General features: G+C 46.9%; 10 protein-coding genes and 11 tRNA genes. 16 read left to right on the top strand and 5 right to left on the bottom strand.

What is annotated here, in order from left to right:
* Positions 1–45: 45 nt before the first annotated feature.
* The 4 genes from U9J37_RS09945 to rsgA all read right to left on the bottom strand — a co-directional run bounded on the left by U9J37_RS09945 (position 46) and on the right by rsgA (position 5,815).
* A complete protein-coding gene (locus tag U9J37_RS09945) occupies positions 46–1,926 on the bottom strand; it encodes a methyl-accepting chemotaxis protein (RefSeq protein WP_322413809.1) in 1,881 nt (626 codons plus the stop codon).
* A gap of 266 nt (positions 1,927–2,192) precedes the next feature.
* Positions 2,193–3,608 carry an SLC13 family permease gene (locus U9J37_RS09940; RefSeq protein ID WP_005476297.1) on the bottom strand — a complete coding sequence of 472 codons (1,416 nt, stop codon included), beginning with the start codon at positions 3,606–3,608 and terminating at the stop codon, positions 2,193–2,195.
* A 174-nt stretch (positions 3,609–3,782) separates the two neighbouring features.
* Positions 3,783–4,649, bottom strand: a complete 867-nt coding sequence (asd, locus tag U9J37_RS09935) for an archaetidylserine decarboxylase (protein ID WP_269978544.1) — start codon at positions 4,647–4,649, stop codon at positions 3,783–3,785.
* A 110-nt stretch (positions 4,650–4,759) separates the two neighbouring features.
* Positions 4,760–5,815 (bottom strand): small ribosomal subunit biogenesis GTPase RsgA, encoded by a 1,056-nt coding sequence (gene rsgA, locus U9J37_RS09930; RefSeq protein WP_038140663.1) that lies wholly within the window; start codon positions 5,813–5,815, stop codon positions 4,760–4,762.
* 114 nt (positions 5,816–5,929) lie between these two features.
* On the opposite strand from rsgA, the gene orn reads away from it, so the two are divergent.
* From orn to U9J37_RS09870, 12 genes are all read left to right on the top strand, one after another.
* Entirely contained in the window at positions 5,930–6,475 is a 546-nt protein-coding gene (orn, locus tag U9J37_RS09925) for an oligoribonuclease (protein ID WP_005476290.1), read from the top strand.
* Between the two features lie 178 nt (positions 6,476–6,653).
* Positions 6,654–6,729 (top strand) — tRNA-Gly (locus U9J37_RS09920).
* A gap of 41 nt (positions 6,730–6,770) precedes the next feature.
* Positions 6,771–6,847: transfer RNA gene (locus tag U9J37_RS09915), tRNA-Met, on the top strand.
* A gap of 20 nt (positions 6,848–6,867) precedes the next feature.
* A tRNA-Gly gene (locus U9J37_RS09910) sits at positions 6,868–6,943 on the top strand.
* A 38-nt stretch (positions 6,944–6,981) separates the two neighbouring features.
* Positions 6,982–7,058: transfer RNA gene (locus tag U9J37_RS09905), tRNA-Met, on the top strand.
* A gap of 30 nt (positions 7,059–7,088) precedes the next feature.
* Positions 7,089–7,164 (top strand) — tRNA-Gly (locus tag U9J37_RS09900).
* Positions 7,165–7,205: 41 nt separating this feature from the next.
* Positions 7,206–7,282, top strand: a tRNA-Met gene (locus U9J37_RS09895).
* Between the two features lie 2 nt (positions 7,283–7,284).
* A tRNA-Gly gene (locus U9J37_RS09890) sits at positions 7,285–7,360 on the top strand.
* Positions 7,361–7,399: 39 nt separating this feature from the next.
* Positions 7,400–7,476 (top strand) — tRNA-Met (locus U9J37_RS09885).
* A 30-nt stretch (positions 7,477–7,506) separates the two neighbouring features.
* Positions 7,507–7,582, top strand: a tRNA-Gly gene (locus tag U9J37_RS09880).
* A gap of 36 nt (positions 7,583–7,618) precedes the next feature.
* Positions 7,619–7,694: transfer RNA gene (locus tag U9J37_RS09875), tRNA-Gly, on the top strand.
* 165 nt (positions 7,695–7,859) lie between these two features.
* A tRNA-Gly gene (locus tag U9J37_RS09870) sits at positions 7,860–7,935 on the top strand.
* A 610-nt stretch (positions 7,936–8,545) separates the two neighbouring features.
* Here U9J37_RS09870 and queG read toward each other — a convergent pair.
* Positions 8,546–9,664 carry a tRNA epoxyqueuosine(34) reductase QueG gene (gene queG, locus U9J37_RS09865; RefSeq protein ID WP_005476748.1) on the bottom strand — a complete coding sequence of 373 codons (1,119 nt, stop codon included), beginning with the start codon at positions 9,662–9,664 and terminating at the stop codon, positions 8,546–8,548.
* Positions 9,665–9,865: 201 nt separating this feature from the next.
* Between queG and tsaE the strand changes: the two genes are divergently transcribed.
* From tsaE to miaA, 4 genes are read left to right on the top strand one after another with little or no spacing between them, the layout of a single operon-like run.
* On the top strand, positions 9,866–10,330 hold the full coding sequence (gene tsaE, locus U9J37_RS09860) for a tRNA (adenosine(37)-N6)-threonylcarbamoyltransferase complex ATPase subunit type 1 TsaE (protein WP_038141552.1): 465 nt from the start codon (positions 9,866–9,868) through the stop codon (positions 10,328–10,330).
* Positions 10,324–12,048, top strand: a complete 1,725-nt coding sequence (locus tag U9J37_RS09855) for a LysM peptidoglycan-binding domain-containing protein (RefSeq protein WP_005476760.1) — start codon at positions 10,324–10,326, stop codon at positions 12,046–12,048. Before tsaE ends, U9J37_RS09855 begins: the two co-directional genes overlap by 7 nt.
* Positions 12,049–12,060: 12 nt before the next feature.
* Complete coding sequence (mutL, locus tag U9J37_RS09850; RefSeq protein ID WP_005476759.1) at positions 12,061–14,019, top strand: DNA mismatch repair endonuclease MutL; 1,959 nt, start codon at positions 12,061–12,063, stop codon at positions 14,017–14,019.
* Complete coding sequence (miaA, locus tag U9J37_RS09845) at positions 14,016–14,966, top strand: tRNA (adenosine(37)-N6)-dimethylallyltransferase MiaA (protein WP_043887526.1); 951 nt, start codon at positions 14,016–14,018, stop codon at positions 14,964–14,966. The genes mutL and miaA overlap by 4 nt, the downstream gene beginning before the upstream one ends.
* Positions 14,967–15,120 lie beyond the last annotated feature (154 nt).

Here is a 15,120-nt window from a genome sequence, read left to right as displayed (position 1 = left end):
GGAATGGCTGACAATATGCATCAAATTATCGTTAAAACAAAGCGTTTACACTTTGAAGCGTCCAACCTCCATACGCATGGTTTCAGCGGAGTCACGCATTTGATTCGCGCTATCGCTACTTTGAACCGCTTGTGAAGCCAACATATCCGACGCGTCTTTGATGCCTTGCGTGTTACGGCTAATGTCTTCACTTACTGCTCGTTGCTCTTCCGCCGCACTGGCGATTTGTAGCGCCATGTCATTGATTTCATTGATGGCGGAGGTGATGGTGTTCAAACTCTGTGAGGCTTTTTCGGCGTATTCAACACTGGTGTCGGCAAGCGAAGTACTTGCCTGCATACTATTTACGGCCAGTTTAGTGTTGTTTTGCAGCGTCTCAATCATGTTGCGGATCTCTTCCGTTGAGCCGTGCGTACGTTGACTCAGTACTCGGACTTCATCCGCGACCACGGCGAAGCCACGGCCTTGCTCACCTGCGCGAGCCGCCTCAATCGCGGCATTGAGTGCAAGTAAGTTGGTTTGCTCGGCGATTTCTTGAATGGTGGAGAGTATCTGGTTGATGCTTTGAGTATTGTTTTCCAATTCTGAAATAATGCCTGATGCAGAAGAGACTTGCTCAGCCAAATCAACAATCGCACCGCGGTTTTTCTCAATCACGAGCTGGCCATCTTCACACGCTGATGCTGACCCTTGAGAGGCCGTTGCGGTCATTTCTGCATGGCTGGCCACTTCCGCTGCGGTAGCGGACATTTCGTGGATTGCCGTTGCAATTTGGTTGACGTCATTTTGCTGAGTTTCAACTTGCTGAGAAGCTTGTTGTGACAGTTGGTTCGCTTGCGCTGCTTGGTTGGCTAACTGCTCACTGTGAGTGATGATGTTGGCGATCATGGCCTGCATTTGACTTAGGAACTGGTTGACATGGGTCGCGAGCTCACCGATTTCATCCATACGACGAATTTCGATGCGTTGCGTTAAGTCTCCCTCACCCTCTGCGAGATCAGATAGGGCTGCAGATAATGTTTGCAGCGGTTTAAGCAAGCGAGTGACCACATAAGTACTGACCGTCGCGATCACTAGGTACAGTAGAATCGATGCAATGGCCGTAAATTGAATCTGCTCCGATACCGAGGCAAAAGCCAGCTCTTTGTCGACGACAATACCAAGTGACCAATCGGTGGAAGGAATATTGGCGACGAAGATCAGTTTGTCACCTTGCTCTGGCCAAGTGATGGTAGAGATGTAGGCCGTGTCGATCAGTTGGCTAATCTTTTGAGCGCTAAGAGACGGGTTGAGCTGGGTGAGTGGCTTCTGGCTGAGTTTCTCATCTTGGTAAGCAACGATGTTGTTGTTACCGTCGACCAAAAAGGTAAAGCCGTCGTTATCCAATGAAACATTGAGTACTTCGTCAATGATGTTAGTGACCGTCAAATCCGCCGCTAGCACGCCCTCTTTTGTGCCACGGAATGCTTTGGCAAAGCTGATGACGATGCTGCCATCAAAATCTTGGTAAGGCTCTGTGATGATTAAACCACTGCTCGCCATTGCATCTTGATACCAAGGGCGCGTGCGAGGATCGTAATCGGCTGGCCAATCTTCGGTTTTATCGCCATAGGCAATGGAGCCATCTTCAAAGCCAGCATAAACAGATAGAAAGTTACCCGCACGCTTGGTCACGAGCATCTCTCGGTCTGCATCGCTTGCTTCAAGAATGTTCTTCTCATTCGCAAGCATCATGTCGCTGCGAATCTCAAGCCAGTCTGAGACATAACGTGCAGTCGCATGGCTGATATTGGCCATTTCGCTGTTCAACGCGGACGTTGTTTCCTGCTTGAGTTGGCTGACGGATATCCAAGTCTGAACCCCACTGACAACCGCAATGATGATTGCAATGGCGATTTGAATTTTAAGTTTTATTGTGTATTTCATTGCCTTTCCTTCATAAATTAGACAACAAACTGAAAGTAAAAAAACCTTTGCTTTCTAGAAGATTCACCTACGGAGTTCGCCCAGAGAGTGGCAAAAGTAAAATATTTAGTGGGCTGATTAGATTATCACTCTGATGGTATAGAAAATGGCCAGTTATATGTTTGATCTATATTGTTATTCAGAGAGTGGAATATCGACGTTTCTAAACCTTTTATTGGAAGTGTGACTTCCTACCCAAAACACAGAGTAGGAAGTCTGAAGTGGGATTAGGTGATAATCAGTGCGGCGGCGTAAACAATGAGCAAGCCAATGACACCGATGATGACTCCTGTTTTCGCCATATCTTTGCTTTCAATCAGCCCCGTAGAGTAAGCCAAAGAGTTTGGTGGAGTAGAAACGGGTAAAATCATACCGAGTGAAGCCGAGAAGGCGACCACGACAAGCAAGCCTTGTAGTCCGCCGACAGCAGAGAGGCTCTCCATTGAGGCCCCGATTGCTGCTGCAATGGGCATCAACAAGTTGGCTGTCGCCGTGTTTGACATAAAGTTTGCCATCAACCAGCAGACAATCGACATGGTAATTACAACTGCGACAGGGGAAAGTGCCTCATAATCAATCGCGTGAGCGAGGGCGGCGGCTAATCCTGTCTTGTCTAGGCCGATACCAATCGCGATCCCGCCGGCAACCAGCCAAAGTACATCCCAGTTTATCTGCTTTAACTCTGGCTTACCCATGATGCCCGTTAATGTGAATACCGCTAATGGAATGATCGAGACAACATAGGTGTTCATACCGTGTAGTTTGGTTGTCATCCAAAGCAAAATGGTGGCAGCAAAAGTGATGTATACAACGATAGCGCGCCAGTTTTTTTGGAATTGTCCATCGAGCTTCAGTTTCATCGTCGCTTGAGAAGAAGGGAATAATTTCTGTAACAAGAACCATGCGATAGTCAATTGAACAACCACAAATGGAAGCCCCATCATCATCCAGCTCAAAAAGTCGATGCTATTCTCTCCCGTCAAATATTGCAGTGCGATTGCATTGGGAGGGGTACCGATAGGGGTCGCAATACCACCAGTATTGGCAGCAATCGGTATGCAAAGTACTAAGGCTTTAATCCCAAGATCGCCTTTGGGCGCAGAGGCAACAATAGGGCCCAACAGCGCGAGCATCATGACCGTGGTCGCTGTGTTCGACATAAACATGGAAAACACAGCCGTGATCAACATTAAGCCAAGCATGATAAACCTAGGCTGGTGGCCGAAAGGCTTGAGAAGCACGCGAGCGAGGTTGTTATCGAGTTCATACTTGGATGCCGCTATCGCCAACGCAAAACCACCCATAAAAAGAATAATAATGGGTGACGAGAAGGCGCTAAAAATATCGGTATATTGCATCAACTCACCGAGATCATGCCCCGCAGGAGGAGTTCGGAACCAATGCAGCCCCTTGTCTGAAATCATGATCAGCTCTAGGGCGATGATCAATATCGAGGTCGCAAAAACGGGCACCGGCTCAAGGACCCAAAGCAGTGCAGCGAGCAGAAAGATCGCCAGCAGTCGGTGCTGAATGAGCGTCAGATCGTCGATCGGAATTGCATCGATGGGCATGAACAGGACCCCAATAGGTAAGCTAAAACAAATCAGTAGCTTCACCAAGATCCCATGATCGATTTTGGGCATAGAATGATTCACCTTGTAACAGAGTTTTGATGACAAGGATAATTAATAATCGAATTAGGGTCTTAGACTGAGGTTGAAGTTTTGCAAGCTGGTTAAAAATGTTGCATTTGAATTGTTTTCGGTCAAAAAAAGCCCCGAGTAATCGAGGCTTAGTGTATGAACATGGTGTTTTAATTACTGTTCTTGCTTTAAATGCGCGTAAGGTGTGCCCATTACCGTCGTTTGACCATTTTGCATTGTTTCATCAAACGTGATTGCGTCTTTCGCGAATAGGTTAATTACGGTAGAACCAAGTTTGAATCGGCCCATTTCCTCACCTTTCTTCAAGATAACAGCTTTATCACCTTCCGCTGGGTAATCCCATTTGTAAACGCTGTTGCCGCGAGGTGGTGTCACCGTTCCTGCCCAAACTTGTTCAATGCTACCAACGATTGTCGCCCCAACAAGCACTTGTGCCATTGGGCCAAATTCGGTATCGAAAATACACACAACACGCTCATTACGAGCAAACAAGTTAGGAACGTTTTCTGCTGTCAGTGGGTTCACAGAGAATAGGTCACCTGGAACGTAAATCATTTGGCGAAGCGTTCCATCGCATGGCATGTGTACGCGGTGGTAGTCGCGAGGAGATAGGTACAACGTCGCAAATTCACCATCAGCAAATTCTGCCGCTAGGTTTGCATCGCCACCTAACAGTTCCTGCGCGGTATAGTCATGGCCTTTCGCTTGAATAAGCTTTCCGTCAGTAATTGGACCAAACTGACTGACACAGGCATCGGCTGGGTGAGTCACTACATTTTCACCTTCAGCGATAGGGCGCATGCCATCTTTCAGTTCGCGCACGAAGAATTCGTTGAATGTCTTGAAGTGCTTAGGATCGGAATGCAGTGCTTCATCCATATTCACGTTGTACTGTTTGATAAACCAGCGAATGATAGCAGTAGTTAGACCGCCAGCTTTAGCGGAAGCAAGTTTACCGACTAAGCGGGTTAGACCGTGCTGGGGGATCCAGTATTGCAGTCCAACTTTAATCTTATCCATTGTCGTCTTTTCCAATGTTAACTAGATGTTGTTTACTTTTGGGCGCGGAATGTTACTCAAAAACGCATCAAAAGTCAGTATAAAGCGTGGTTCAATTGTGCAATAAGGCGTTACAAGTCTGCTTTTTTGTTACGCGAATACTGACGGTTTGCTTTGTTTTCAACCATGCTTTCCAAAATTCGATGGTAGTTTTCAAAGCGAATTTCACTGATGTCACCTCGTTCAACGGCCTCCACTAAGATACAGCCAGGGTCATCGAGATGCTTGCAGTCTCGGAACTTGCAGCCGCCAAGGTAGGGTTGAAATTCCACAAACGCTTTGGTGACTTCTTCAGCTTCCAAATGCCATAAACCGAACTCTCGTACTCCTGGTGAATCAATCAAATCACCGCCTGTAGGAATGTGATAGAGGCGTGACGCGGTGGTGGTGTGTTGGCCAAGACCTGAGTTCTCAGAAATCTCACCTTCCTCAACATTAAATTGAGGCATAAGCGCATTGACCAAGCTCGATTTACCGACGCCAGATTGGCCAACGAAGATATTGATACGGTCACTTAACTCGGCTTCTAGCGCTGCGATACCTTCGCCAGTTTGCTTACTGACAAACAGGACTTTATAGCCGATGCGCTCATATTCAGCGAGCCATGTTTTGTACTGCTCGAGTTGTTCGGCTTCCAATAAGTCGATTTTGTTGAGCACGATGAGCGGCGCTATCTGCAAGGTTTCCGCCGCGACTAAGTAACGATCAATGATGTTCAAAGATAGTTCGGGAAGCACAGAAGAGACGATAATCATTTGATCAACGTTGGCTGCGACAGGTTTTAAACCGTCATAGTAGTCAGGTCGAGTTAGGACTGAAGTGCGAGTTTCAACCGCCTCGACCACGCCTGAAATGCCATCCATTGACTCCAAACCCGCTCGCCAGATCACCTTATCGCCGGATACGAGAGATTCTATTCCGCGGCGCAGGTTACAACGATGAACGTCGCCACTTTCCAAGTCTTCGATGTCCGCGTGTTGGCCAAAACGAGTAATCACCAAGCCTTTTTGAGTGCCGCCGAGCATGGATTCATCCCATTGTACGGATTCTTCATTTTTCAGCTTGCGTTTTTGGTTGCTGCGTACGCGCCTTACTTGACCTTTGGTGAGCTTTTTTTTCTTTGCCACAATCGTCTACTTAACTCATTTATCGTCTTACATGGATCCTCGATGATAGCTATCTTGAGGATCGGAATTTGGGTATAGTACCTTTTTTATCAGAAAACCAATAGGCACCGATTTATGTCCTTTAGCGATCAAAACTTAATTTGGATGGATCTGGAGATGACCGGACTGGACCCGGAAACCCACAAAATTATCGAAATCGCGACCATTGTAACTGACAGTGAGCTAAATATTTTAGCTGAAGGACCAGTACTTGCCATTCACCAACCAGAGTCTGAACTCGAAAAGATGGATGAATGGTGTACCACCACTCATACGGGCAGTGGCTTAGTTGCTCGAGTTCGAGCTAGCCAAGTTACTGAGCAAGACGCGATTCGCCAAACCATTGAGTTTCTCGAGAAATGGGTGCCGAAAGGGAAATCACCGATTTGCGGCAATAGCATCGGCCAAGATCGTCGCTTTTTGTACAAGCACATGCCTGAGTTAGAAGAGTACTTCCACTACCGATATGTCGATGTGAGTACTTTGAAAGAGCTGACTCGTCGCTGGAAACCGGAAGTATTAGACGGTTTTTCAAAGTCAGGCAGTCATTTGGCGTTGGATGACATCCGAGAATCTATTGCAGAGCTAAAATACTACCGTCAAACGATTTTTAACATTTGATAGCCAAGCCGTTTCGTGAGTCTAGAGGGGCTTGGCGTCAATTTTGAGCGATTAATATTCAGTTCTGTGTGCTTTTTCATCAAACGGAAAAAAAACAACTTTTTTTTGCATGAAGGACTTGCATCACAAAAAAATGCTCTTATAATTCGCAGCCCTGAACGACGGAAACGTTGTTGATGCGACACTAGCTCAGTTGGTAGAGCGCAACCTTGCCAAGGTTGAGGTCACGAGTTCGAACCTCGTGTGTCGCTCCAAATTGATAGGCTTTCATCATGCCTCAAATGGTGAATACGGACGCGGGGTGGAGCAGCTTGGTAGCTCGTCGGGCTCATAACCCGAAGGTCGTCGGTTCAAATCCGGCCCCCGCAACCAATTTCTCTTCAAGAGAATATGCGACACTAGCTCAGTTGGTAGAGCGCAACCTTGCCAAGGTTGAGGTCACGAGTTCGAACCTCGTGTGTCGCTCCAATTTTAAAGTTGTCATCGTACTTAACGATGAATACGGACGCGGGATGGAGCAGCTTGGTAGCTCGTCGGGCTCATAACCCGAAGGTCGTCGGTTCAAATCCGGCTCCCGCAACCAAATTTCATCAATAGCACTAGCTGTTGATATGCGACACTAGCTCAGTTGGTAGAGCGCAACCTTGCCAAGGTTGAGGTCACGAGTTCGAACCTCGTGTGTCGCTCCAAATTAATAGGCTTTCATCATGCCTCAAATGGTGAATACGGACGCGGGGTGGAGCAGCTTGGTAGCTCGTCGGGCTCATAACCCGAAGGTCGTCGGTTCAAATCCGGCCCCCGCAACCAATGCGACACTAGCTCAGTTGGTAGAGCGCAACCTTGCCAAGGTTGAGGTCACGAGTTCGAACCTCGTGTGTCGCTCCAAATTTAAAGTCATCATCGTACTTAACGGTGAAATACGGACGCGGGATGGAGCAGCTTGGTAGCTCGTCGGGCTCATAACCCGAAGGTCGTCGGTTCAAATCCGGCTCCCGCAACCAAATTTCATCAATAGCACTAGCTGTTGATATGCGACACTAGCTCAGTTGGTAGAGCGCAACCTTGCCAAGGTTGAGGTCACGAGTTCGAACCTCGTGTGTCGCTCCAATTTATAGTCCTCATCGTACTCAGCGATGACAAGAAGCGACACTAGCTCAGTTGGTAGAGCGCAACCTTGCCAAGGTTGAGGTCACGAGTTCGAACCTCGTGTGTCGCTCCAATTTATAGTCTTCATCGTGCTTAACGGTGATAAAGATGCAACACCCGCTCAGTTTGATTGAGCGCAACCTTACCAAGGTTGAGGTCATGCCTTTTTGTTTATGAATAGGGAACCTCGTGTGTCGCTCCAATTTGTAGTCCTCATCGTACTTAACGATGACAAGAAGCGACACTAGCTCAGTTGGTAGAGCGCAACCTTGCCAAGGTTGAGGTCACGAGTTCGAACCTCGTGTGTCGCTCCAAATTTTAGAGTGCTTGGCTTACACGAGGAACCTCGTGACTGAATCCAGCCGAGACACTCCAAATCTCCTTCAAATGACACAATCATTTGAAACGGTCATTGAGACCACCGCTCTTTATCTAATGCTGAGAAGCATCAACCAAAAACATAATCGAGTCCTCCTGAAGCCAGGTGGGCGTTTTTATGTCTCTAATTTCTATCCAGCACGGGATGTGCTCAAGTAAAAAATCATGGTGAGCCTAGGTGAACTAGGGCTTTCGGCATCCATTAACAGACTTATCCACAATTTAAGCGATGTGGATAACTTGGTGGGTAACCTGAATTTACGCTATGTATAACCGCTTTTTTATAGGATCTTTCTTTTACTGAAACTTTCTTTCCAATGACTTATCCTGTATTAAGTTATTGTTTTTGTTGTGTTTTAGTGGGTTTTTGCCACCACTAATTGAGGTGGTAGATGATCATTAAGTGACTGTTTTTTGATCCTAGTCATTTGTTGGTATTGTGATTAACTTTTCCATCTGTAAGAAAACAAGCAATCCTCTCATCTTTTTTCCACATTTCCATTTTTAGAGCTAAATCAAATTGCGCATAGGGCACATAGGCAAGTTTTATGCATCTCTAGGCAGTCCTTTCTCTACAATACGTATCAACCGTTGCTGCTTCGTATCAGTGCCTGCGATCGATTCTTGGCCTAGTTGCTGCTCAATCGCCCAGTCAATATGGACGTCAAGAACGTCGTTGATGCCTGCTCGAGCTCTGAGAGCGTCAATAATGCGTGGGGAGAAAGGGGCATTTCCCATGGCGATAGATAAGTTTCTCATCCACTGAATATGACCAATACGCCTAATCGCTGAACCTTCCATGTTTTTTAGAAACGTGGCTTCATCCCACAAAAATAGTTGAACGAGGTCTGCGTTAGTGAGTGTACTGCGTCTGTGAAAATCGCTTTGTTCCGTGATGTCTGAGAATCGATTCCATGGGCAAACAAGTTGGCAATCATCGCAGCCATAGATACGGTTCCCCATTGGCTTACGAAACTCTTCTGGTATTACACCGTCAAATTCAATCGTCAGATAGGAAATACAGCGACGGGCATCAACAACGCCTTCCGAAATGATGGCTGAGGTCGGACAGGAAGTGATGCACGCTTTGCACTTCCCGCATGCATCTTCGCTAGGCGTATCAATTGGAAGAGGCAGGTCAATTAGCAGTTCACCCAAGAAAAACCACGAACCGCACTCTTTATCTAAGATAAGTGAGTGTTTACCAGTCCAGCCTAAGCCTGCTTTCTGGGCGAGTGGACGCTCTAGAATCGGCGCAGAGTCGACAAAAGGACGATAGCCGAATTGCCCAACTTCTTCTTCAATACGTTGACCTAACCTCTTGAGTTGATTGCGAACCAATTTATGGTAGTCGCGACCCAACGCGTATCGACTGATATATGCTTGGGTGGTATCTGACAGGTTTGAGGCAAACTGAGCTTCTGGAGGTAGGTAGTTCATGCGAGCGCTGATGACGCGAATGGTCCCAGGTAACAGCTCGTCAGGTCTTGCTCTCATCATGCCGTGGCGGGCCATCCAGTCCATTTCCCCGTGATAACCAGCATCGAGCCATTTCTGAAGCTCGGCTTCATGCTCGCTTAAATCAACGTCACAGATACCAACTTTTTGAAAACCGAGCTCTCGAGCCCAAATTTTGATCTTGTCGGCGAGCTCTTGATAGTTCATGCTGATCGCTCTGGTTAAATGGGGGCGGGATCTTAACGGATCTTAAACTCTGGATCTAGCCAATGATCCTAACTATTACAGCAAGATTTTGCTTATTTTTGGCTTTTACTTACACAACAACGCTTGTCTCTTAAAACCAACCCAGTTTACTATTCTTGTTCTTTTAAGTTTTACACAGACACGACGTAGAGAATGATCTTCATGAGCACCAAACAATTTGCCCTTAAAGATGAACAAGCAACGATTTTGCTAGGAACAGCTTTAGCGAAACTTTGTTCACAGCAAACCACTATCTACTTGCATGGGGATTTGGGCGCGGGGAAAACGACATTTAGCCGTGGCTTCGTACGTGCTCTTGGTCACGACGGGAATGTGAAGAGTCCAACTTACACGCTAGTGGAGCCGTATCAACTCGACGCTTGGCAGGTGTACCACTTTGATCTCTACCGTTTGGCGGATCCTGAAGAGCTTGAGTTTATGGGGATTCGTGATTACTTCACGCCTGATGCAATTTGTTTGGTTGAATGGCCTGAAAAAGGTCAAGGCTTGCTGCCATCGGCAGATTTGGACATTGAATTACGTTATAACGGTGAACAGCGTGTCGCCGAGCTGACCGCCAATAACACATATGGGTCTCAATTACTTGAACAGTTGGAGTTATGTTAATCAGTAAACTGTTACGAGCTGCATTCTTCCCTTTTCTCATAGCTCTTACTCTATTTTCTGCCAATGTTTTCGCCAACGCGCTCGAAGGGGTGCGCGTTTGGCCGTCGCCAGATGAAACTCGTGTTGTTATCGATCTGAAGTCTGAAGCTGAGTACAGCTATTTCACGCTCAGCAGTCCAGAGCGATTAGTGGTGGATTTGAAGCAAACGACGTTAGGTACCAAGTTGCCTATCAATGTGTCGGATAGCCCGGTTCTTAAAAAAATTCGTAAAAGTTCCCCCCCGGCAAAAGGCACCTATCGATTGGTGTTTGAGCTAAAAAAGAAAACCACTCCGCAAATATTCAAACTAGCGCCAACACCTGGTGGACAATATGGTCACCGTTTGGTGATTGATATCCCGCATGGGGCGTCGGACACGACACCTAAAGCCAGCGATACCTCTTCAAAACCAAACGCTGTCAGTCGAGATGCTTCTCAACTTGCCGGCAGTGCGGATATTGTTGTAGCGATTGATGCTGGTCATGGTGGTGAAGACCCAGGCTCAATTGGTCCAACACGAAAATATGAAAAGCACGCAACGTTAGCGATTTCGAAAAAGATTGCCGATCAGATTAACGCGGTACCGGGTATGAAAGCGGTACTGACACGTCGTAGCGACTACTACGTGAATTTGAATAAACGCTCTGAAATCGCGCGTAAAAACAAAGCGCACTTGTTGGTGTCTATTCACGCCGACGCATTTCATTCGCCGAAACCTCGTGGTGGTTCTGTCTTTGTTTTGAATACGCGCCGCGCCAACTCAGAAATCGCACGTTGGGTAGAAAACCATGAAGAGCAGTCACAGCTTCTGGGCGGTGCTGGAGAAGTGTTGGCGAAAAACAATAGCGACAGAAACGTCAGTCAAACTCTGCTTGATTTGCAGTTTAGTCATTCCCAGAAAGAGGGTTACAAGGTCGCGACGAAGATTTTACGAGAGATGTCGCGAGCTGGTGTGCATTTACACAAGAAAGAGCCAGTTAATGCGAGTCTAGCGGTACTCAAGTCACCAGATATACCTTCGGTACTGGTTGAAACTGGGTTTATCTCCAACCCGACAGAAGAGAAGCTGCTATTCCAGCGCAGTCATCAAGACAAGCTAGCACGCTCTCTATCTAAGGCGATCGTGCAATATTTTGAAGCCAATCCTCCAGAAGGCACTCTATTTGCAAATCGTGGCAAAGCGATTAAACACAAGGTTTCACGAGGTGAGTCGCTCTCTCTGATTGCGAAGAAATACGGCTCTTCAACTAAGGCGATAATGCAAGCGAATAAGCTTAAGAGCAGTAATATTGCGATAGGTCAAATTCTCACAATCCCTGGTTCGTCAGGCGCAATACCTGTGCCTGTGGTGACTAACCCTGTTGAGACAAAAACGATCACTCACGTGGTTCAACGCGGTGAATATTTAGGAAAAATCGCCGCTCGATACAAAGTGGCGGTGGCTGATATTAAGCGTGAAAACAAGCTGAAATCAGATACGTTGAAGTTGGGGCAGAAACTCAAAATTACCGTAAGCATGAAAGATCAGCCATTGCGTAAGCACAAGGTTCAGCGTGGTGAATTCTTAGGTAAAATAGCGAGTAAGTATGGGGTGAGTGTTAAAAGTCTTCGAGAGGCGAATAACCTGCGCAGTGATGAGCTTGCGATTGGCCAAGTTTTAATTATTCCCAACAACTGATGGTGATGGGCTATGACAATTAAAATTCTTCCAGCACGTTTGGCAAACCAAATTGCCGCGGGTGAAGTGGTTGAGAGACCGGCTTCCGTTGTTAAAGAGCTGGTTGAAAATAGCCTTGACTCAGGTGCCACTAGAATCGATATCGATATCGAAAAAGGTGGAGCCAAGCTGATCCGAGTCCGAGACAATGGCAAAGGTATCGTCAAAGATGAACTCGGTTTAGCGTTAAGCCGTCATGCTACTTCCAAAATACACACCTTAGATGATCTCGAAGCCATCATCAGTTTAGGTTTTCGCGGTGAAGCGCTGGCCAGTATTAGCTCTGTTGCGCGTTTGACCATGACGTCTCGCCCTGCCACCCAAGAGCAAGCTTGGTCTGCCTATACCGAGGGCAGGGAAATGGCTGTGAAGCTTCAACCGACAGCACATCCGATTGGTACGACTGTCGAGGTTCTTGATCTATTCTTTAATACCCCAGCTCGTCGTAAATTTCTTCGCACAGAGAAGACCGAGTTTTCTCATATTGATGAGCTGATCAAACGAATCGCCCTTAGCCGTTTTGATGTGACGATCAATCTTCGTCACAACGGTAAGATGATTAAGCAATATCGAGCGGCGAAAACCGAAGTACAAGCTGAGAAGCGCATTGCCACGGTTTGCGGGAGTGCGTTTGTCCGTAACATGCTTAAGATTGAACTTGAACATCAAGGGCTTAAGTTACACGGGTGGATCACAACTCCAGAGGGCGCACGTCAACAAAGTGATTTGCAGTATTGTTACGTTAATGGCCGGATGATGCGTGACAAATTAATCAATCACGCCATTAGACAGAGCTACGAAACCAGCCTCAAACCAGAGCAGTTTGCTACTTACGTGCTGTTTATTGAGCTCGACCCGCATCAGGTAGACGTCAATGTCCACCCAGCAAAACATGAAGTTCGCTTCCATCAAGCTCGTTTGGTGCATGATTTTATCTATCAAGCGCTCAGTGATGCACTCGCCCAAAGTGCGCATATTGATAAACCGGAGATCACGGCGTCTGCTTTTCATACACAAGAGCCGTTAAATGACGCTGATAAAGGGCTAACTAGTGAGCCAACTCATCAGCCGGTCAGTGAGCGTGTTTATGACGCTGTAGATAAGATTCCCTCATATCCCGGAAGGTCAGATTACAACGAGCGCCGCTCTGAAGTTCGCGAGGCTTCTGTCCGCAGTGAGTGGATTGAGTCAAAACCTCAGCCTAACAAGGCAAAGAGCTCTGAGCGATATGCCGAACCAGCCCCGAGTAAGCAAGAAGTACGAGCCTACCAAGAGTTACTCAAAACGCCAGATCTAGAGCCTATTTCTGCGCCTGTCGGACAGGATCGGAACGCTGAAGAAAATGAATCATCGCCAGCGGCGGTCGTCGACTCATTAGGCAAAGCGATTTGCATGGCATCAGGGCGTTATGTCGCGATGGGCAATAAGCAAGGGGTACACTTAGTTAACCTGGCGAAAGCGGAATGGTTACGTGTGAATGGCCAATTGTCGACGCGCAATGGGTCATTGAAAAGTCAGCCATTGCTTGTCCCACTGTCATTAAAACTCGATCCTGAGCAGATTCAGGTAGCCGAGAGGCTTGAAACTTTATTGCTGACATTTGGCATTGAGTTAAAGAAGCGCAACCATCAAGCAATGATGGTCATGGGTGTGCCACAGCCGCTGCGCCAACAAAACTTACAACAATTGCTACCAGATCTGTTATCTTACGCGGCTTCGTCTTTGGCGGAGCAAGCCAATCTCGAGCCTTCTCGATTGGCAAATTGGTTAAGTAGCCATATCACTCAAGTGAAAAGCGACTACACTTTGTCGGAAGCGATTCAAATCATTGCTGATATCGAACAGCTCTGGCAGGGGAACCTTCCGTTAAACGATCAAACGTTTGTAAAACCGGTCGATTTCTCTGCGACCATTGCAGCATTAGAATTATGAAAAATACACAACTACCTTTGGCTCTATTTTTGATGGGACCAACGGCATCTGGAAAGACAGAGTTGGCGATCCGCTTGCGCCAAAAATATCCCGTAGAAATTATTTCGGTCGACTCCGCGTTGATTTACAAAGGAATGGATATAGGCACCGCCAAGCCTGACGAGCGTGAGCAAATGCTGGCACCGCATCGTCTGATCGACATACTTGATCCAAGCGAAGCGTATTCAGCTGCAGACTTTCGTCGCGATGCCTTAAATGAAATGAATAAGATTGTAGAGCAAGGCAAGATCCCACTTCTTGTTGGTGGAACCATGCTTTACTACAAAGCGTTGTTGGAAGGTTTGTCACCACTTCCAGCTGCAAATCCTGAGATTCGTCAGCAAATTGAACAAGAAGCGTTGACTCTTGGCTGGGACGTGCTGCACGATCAACTGAAAGAGGTTGATCCTGTATCAGCTGAGCGAATCCACCCAAACGATCCACAAAGATTGTCACGGGCATTGGAAGTTTATCGAATTTCAGGTAAAACTCTTACTGAACTGACTAAAACAAAAGGCGATTCGTTGCCATTTAGGGTTAAGCAGTTTGCTATAGCTCCCAAGGAAAGGGCTGAGCTCCATCGCCGAATTGAGCTTCGATTTGAGAAAATGATGGAAGCGGGGTTCGAGAATGAGATGCGAGCATTATATGCTCGTGACGATCTTCACCCTGATCTACCGTCTATTCGATGTGTCGGCTACAGGCAGATGTGGGACTATTTGGATGGGAATTGTACGCTTGATGACGCTATTTTTAAGGGCGTTTGTGCAACCCGCCAGTTGGCCAAGCGACAAATTACCTGGTTACGCAGCTGGGATAATTTAACTTGGTTAGATAGTGAGAACATTGACGAAGCATTGGAAACTGTTTCAAATGCAATAGCATCTGACGGTTTTAGCTGTGTATAATGTGATCGCTTTTGCGTGAATGTACCCTGTAAAGGATCTGTTACTTGAAATTTCGACTCAAAGTCGTCATAACAGGTAATGACAGGGCGTTTTTTTATACGTTTAGCTCAGATTCAAAAGCCGCATCCTTTATGCAGCGCACCACTAGCTAAAT

Source organism: Vibrio sp. 16 (genome assembly GCF_963681195.1).
In the GTDB taxonomy this organism is placed as follows: domain Bacteria; phylum Pseudomonadota; class Gammaproteobacteria; order Enterobacterales; family Vibrionaceae; genus Vibrio; species Vibrio sinaloensis_D.
Note: the sequence above shows the minus strand (reverse complement) of the source record. Positions and strands in the feature narration are given on the sequence as shown.